Annotated in this window: 4 protein-coding genes, 1 riboswitch and 1 other annotated feature; all 4 genes read right to left on the reverse strand. The window is 51.2% G+C overall.

What is annotated here, in order from left to right; genetic code table 11:
- Positions 1–220: 220 nt before the first annotated feature.
- On the reverse strand, positions 221–1,519 hold the full coding sequence (gene asnS, locus OCT58_RS09845; protein ID WP_267202662.1) for an asparagine--tRNA ligase: 1,299 nt from the start codon (positions 1,517–1,519) through the stop codon (positions 221–223).
- Between the two features lie 29 nt (positions 1,520–1,548).
- Positions 1,549–2,559 (reverse strand): aspartate--ammonia ligase, encoded by a 1,011-nt coding sequence (asnA, locus tag OCT58_RS09850; protein WP_267202663.1) that lies wholly within the window; start codon positions 2,557–2,559, stop codon positions 1,549–1,551.
- A gap of 62 nt (positions 2,560–2,621) precedes the next feature.
- Positions 2,622–2,873, reverse strand: a binding site (T-box leader).
- Positions 2,874–2,928: 55 nt separating this feature from the next.
- Positions 2,929–3,480, reverse strand: coding sequence for a folate family ECF transporter S component (locus OCT58_RS09855; protein WP_267202664.1), 552 nt, complete (start codon positions 3,478–3,480; stop codon positions 2,929–2,931).
- Between the two features lie 53 nt (positions 3,481–3,533).
- Positions 3,534–3,629, reverse strand: a riboswitch (THF riboswitch).
- A 155-nt stretch (positions 3,630–3,784) separates the two neighbouring features.
- Positions 3,785–4,888: a glycerol dehydrogenase gene (locus tag OCT58_RS09860; protein ID WP_267202665.1), complete on the reverse strand. Its 1,104-nt coding sequence runs from the start codon at positions 4,886–4,888 to the stop codon at positions 3,785–3,787.
- Between the last annotated feature and the right edge of the window lie 227 nt (positions 4,889–5,115).

Below are 5,115 nucleotides of genomic sequence, written 5' to 3' on the forward strand. Positions count from 1 at the left end.
CGTCAATGGATATCTATCGTAAGGCCTTCTACCAAGAGATATCACAGCTCCATCAACCAATAATCAATTGGTCAGTATTATTTATTTGAGTCCAGTGGCTAACTTATTCTTGAAATTTAGGACGCAACCAAAATCGTCAAAAACGGCTTTTTGGCAAAATAGAGTTCAAAATAAAAATCCGCAAAACGCGTTTTAGGCATTTTGCGGATTAAGATATTTTTTATGGGCGCAGGCGGTTGATCATCCGTGGGAACGGAATGTTTTCCCGGATGTGATCCTGCAGGGTGACCCAGGCGAGGAACCGTTCCAGCCCCATCCCGAAGCCGGAGTGTGGCACGGAACCGTACTTACGCAGGTCGTCGTACCAGCCGTAGTCCTCCTTGGACAGGCCGTTTTCTTCCAGCTTACTGGTGATGTATTCGTAGTCGTAGGAACGTTCGGAACCACCGATGATTTCACCGTAGCCTTCCGGTGCCAGCAGGTCGGCACAGATTACCTGGCGATCATCTGTTGGGTCGGTTGGCATGTAGAAGGCCTTGATGGCCCGTGGGTAGTTCTTGATGAAGACCGGCTTGTTGAATTGGTCGGCCAGGAAGGTTTCTTCCGGTGAACCAAAGTCGTCGCCGTACTTGACGTCCATGCCGGCCTTTTGCAGCATCTCGATGGCTTCCTTGTAGGTTACCCGTGGGTATGGTAGCTCAGTGAACGGCTTCAGGCTTTCCACGGACCGGCCAACCATTTCCAGCTCGGTTGCGCAGTGGTCAATCAGGTCCTGAATCAGGTAGGCAATGTATTGTTCCTGAATCTCTTCGCTCTCTTCTTCGTGGCACCAAGCCATTTCTGGTTCGATCATCCAGAATTCCGTCATGTGCCGCCGGGTCTTGGACTTTTCTGCCCGGAAGGTTGGACCCATCGTGTAGATCCGGCCCAGGGCCATCGCGCCGGCTTCACCGTACAGCTGGCCGGATTGTGACAGGTAGGCGTTGGTGTCGAAGTACTTAACGTTGAAGAGCTCCGTCGTCCCCTCAGGAGCTGATGAGGTCAGGATTGGTGCATCGAACTGGGTGAAGCCGTGCTTGTCGAAGAATTCCATCGTGGCCAGCTTGACCCGACTGCGGATCCGCATCAGTGCCCACGGCTTGCGACTCCGCAGCCAGAGGTGACGGTGGTCGAGCAGGAAGTCGATCCCATGGTCCTTGTTACCAATCGGGTATTCGTCACTTTCACCCACGACCTCGATGTCCTGGATGTGGATTTCGTAGCCAAACTTGGACCGCTTGTCTTCGGCGATTTCGCCGGTAACGTAGAAGCTGGTTTCCTGGTGCAGGTCGTGCTTAGCCAGGTCGAAAATCTTTTCGTCAACGTCGTTCTTGCGGATAATTCCCTGGAAGAAACCGGTGCCGTCCCGCAGCTGCAGGAAGGCGATCTTCCCGCTGGACCGCTTGTCCGTTAGCCAAACGCTGATCTTAACGGTTTCGCCAACGTGTTTTGGTGATTCACTAATCTTAATTGTTTCCACTGTTTTAACTCTCCCAATCTAAATATATTTTACAGAATTTGAATGTGAGCCTGCTTGCACTTTTCAAGCATGTCTTCTGGCCAAACGCTGGCTTGCACTTCACCCACGTGGGCTTTGCCGAGCAGGAGCATGCAGAGCCGGGACTGACCAATTCCTCCACCAATTGTATATGGTAATTCGCCGTTGAGCAACATTTTGTGGAATGGCAGCTTGGCCCGGTCTTCTGCGCCGGCCTTCTTCAGTTGGTCGCGCATTGATTCTGGGCTGACCCGGATCCCCATGCTGGAGATTTCGAGCTTGCACTGGAGCGGTTCGTACCAGAAAATGATGTCCCCGTTCAGTTGCCAGTCGTCGTAGTCGGGGGCCCGGCCGTCGTGCGGCTTGCCGGAACGCTGAAGCTTGTCACCGATCTTCATTACGAAGACGGCGCCCATTTCCTTGGCGATCTTGTCTTCCCGTTCCATTGGCGTCAGGTCTGGCCAGCGGTCTTCCAGCTCTTGGGTCGTGATGAAGTGAATGTCCTCCGGCAGCTGGTAAACGGCGTCCGGGTAAAGTTCCCAGAGTTCACGTTCGATCTTCTTGATCACCTTGAAGATCTGGCGAACGGTGGCCTTCAGGGTCGTCTCCGTCCGTTCTTCCTTGGCGATAATCTTTTCCCAGTCCCACTGGTCAACGTAGATCGAGTGGAAGTTGTCGACGTCTTCGTCCTTGCGAATGGCGTTCATGTTGGTGTAGAGGCCTTCGTGCATCCCGAAACCGTACTTCTTTAAGGCCATCCGCTTCCATTTGGCCAGGGAGTGAACGACTTCAATCGTCTGGCCCGGGATGGACTGCATGGAGAAGGAGACCGGCGTTTCGACCCCGTTCAGGTTATCGTTGAGCCCGGTTCCCTTTTCGACGAACATTGGGGCGGACATCCGCTGCAGGTGCAGCTCGTGGCCCAGTTCGTCCTGGAAGTTTTCACGGATGAAGCGAATGGCGGCTTCAGTGTCCCGAATTGACAGCTTTGGATCGTAGTCCTTTGGAATAATTAAACTCATTGATAACACTCCTTGAAGAATTTAGATTTGAGAATAAAGAAAAAGCCCTTCGTTCCCTTATACAAAGGGACGAAAGGCTTTTTTCCGCGGTACCACCCAAGTTGCCTAGGCAAATGCCTAGACCTCTTTTAGAACACGAACATGTTCTCCCGGTGTGGTAACGTACCGGCGACGGCTGAGCCTACTTTGCAAAGGCATTTGGGTCAGCGGCATCGACAAAGTGTTTTTCAATAGCCCGGGGTCGATCGGTCTCCCACTATCACCGATTCACTGCGCGAACGTGACTATTTACTCTTCTTTCTCATCGCTTTTTTATTCTTTAATGGTATTCTAACTTAATTTTTTCAGAATGCAAGACTTTTTTGAAATTTATTTGCGGAGGCTGAGGTTGAGCTTGGCAACCTGGCGCAAAATCACCAGAACAATCAGGGCCTCAAGCGGCCAGGTAATGATCTCCTTAGGCAGCCGGATCGTCAGCAGGGCCCAGAATCCCTGGGCGGTACTGGACGAACTCAGACTCATCAGGTAAAGCCAGAGCGTCGTGAAGAGGACGTTGGTGATCAGAATTTGGAAGAATTCGTAGATCAGGACCCGCTGCCAGCTGATCTTCTGGTTGTAGAGGAACATCCCCGCGAGCACGCCGGAAACGAAGGCTGAGAAGGTAAAGCCCGGGAAAAAGAGGGTGCCGGAGCTCAGAATGGTGTTGGAAATCAGATCGTTGATCACCATTGCCATTCCCCCGGTCCAGGGCCCTAAGAAATAGCCGATCAGGGCGGTGGCGATAAAGCCAAGGCCCACTTTGAAGACGGCCGGATCGCCGACCGATAGCTTGCCAAGAACCACCTGCAGTGCGATTAGCATCGCCGCCAGGGTCATCTGGCGGGTCGTGAAGCGGGGACTAGAAAAAGATAGAATTGACATCATATTGCCTCCCTAAAATTATTTGAATGTTAGGGACGACATTGACCTGTCAATGTGGTGAATGCGGAATAACCAAGCAGCCAGGTGGCTTCCTTTCGACGTTCACATTCCGTTCCGCCGAACAATCACTCGGAGATTCCTACCCCAACAGGAACAGTATACGTTAATCGCGGACGATTGGCAAATATATTAACTGCTATAAGTGTAGATAACGAACTTTTTGCTCCGGCCAGTGCCAAAAGATTGCAGAATAAAAGAGACGGTGCCAATAAGCTGACACCGTCTCGCGTGAAATTATCAAAGATTATTTGTGAGCTGCCAGGTAGTCCTTAGTGTAGGAATCAACTGCCCGGAAGGCTTGGGCAACATCGTCTGGTTCAACCTTAAATGGCAGCCGGTCGATCGTGTCGTTTTCAGAGCAGGCTGCCTTCGCTGCCGAAAGGAGTTCCTCATCGGAAGCGTCTGCCAGGTGGAGGTCATCCAGGGTGGTTGGCAGACCAAGTGACAGGATCAGTTTGAAGTACTTGTTGTAACGTTCTTGGTCGGCTCCTTCAAGCATCAGCTGGGTCAGCGTCCCGTAAGCTACCTTTTGGCCGTGCGTCAAGTCGTGGGTTTCTTCCAGAGTGGTCAGGCCATCATGAATAGCGTGCGCACCTGAGAGGCCACCACTTTCGAAGCCGAGACCACTCATCAGGGTGTTGGCCTCAATGATCTTTTCCAAAGCGGCACTGACGATGTTCTTCTTAACGTCAGCGACAGCCAGGTGAGCATACTTGAAGAGGGTTTCTTCACATTTTTGAGCAATGGCGTTGCCGACCAAAGTCTGCTTTTCATTCAGCATCGTGTCGGCACCGGCTTGGGCAACGGCCTGGGCTTCAACGTTGGTAGCGAGGGCGTCCGCGATCCCCGCAATCAAAAGCTTGGCAGGGGCGTTGGCGATCACCTGACTGTCAACTAAAACCAGGTCCGGGTTGTGAGTGTAGAACCGGTAGTGATCGAAGCTGCCGTCGTCGGTGTAGATAACGGAAAGCCGTGAGCACGGAGCGTCAGTGGAGGCCAAGGTTGGCATGATTACGACTGGCAGATTCAGGTTGTCGGCAATGGCCTTGGCAGAGTCGCTGGTCTTGCCGCCGCCCAGTCCGTAAATTGCGGTCACGCCGTCTTTTTTACCGATTTCACTGATCCGGTTGATTTCGTTGGTCGAGGATTCACCGTTGAACTTGACCAGGTCAACGTCGTAGCCATTTTCTTTCAGGTAATTTTCGAATTTTTGGCCGACAATTTCATAGACGGTCTCACCGGTGACAAGGAGTGGCTTCTTGCCGAATCCCTTCAGATATGGATCACTCTTGAACAAAACACCCTTACCTTGGACATAGGATGATGGCGAAGCAAATTCTTTAATCATAAACAATGACCTCCTAAATGTTTAATTTGTAAGTATTGTTCTTACAAACTCAGTTATACAATATCGGATGGCAGACTAGCAAGAATATTGTGATTTATTTAGCAAATGGCAGATTGCAAGAAATAACTTGAACGAATTTAATGACGTAAATTAAGCAGGAAGATCTCGATTGGTGTGCGCCAGTTAAGACATTTAAGTGGCCGGGAATTCAGATACCAATTGATTTG

This window comes from Limosilactobacillus kribbianus (assembly GCF_026413145.1).
GTDB classification, from domain to species: Bacteria; Bacillota; Bacilli; order Lactobacillales; family Lactobacillaceae; genus Limosilactobacillus; species Limosilactobacillus kribbianus.

Bases quoted from the DNA above. Each gene is read 5' to 3' on its own strand.
- OCT58_RS09855 (WP_267202664.1), bottom strand. From the start codon at position 3,480: ATGTCAATTCTATCTTTTTCTAGTCCCCGCTTCACGACCCGCCAGATG.
- asnA (WP_267202663.1), bottom strand. From the start codon at position 2,559: ATGAGTTTAATTATTCCAAAGGACTACGATCCAAAGCTGTCAATTCGG.
- OCT58_RS09860 (WP_267202665.1), bottom strand. From the start codon at position 4,888: ATGATTAAAGAATTTGCTTCGCCATCATCCTATGTCCAAGGTAAGGGT.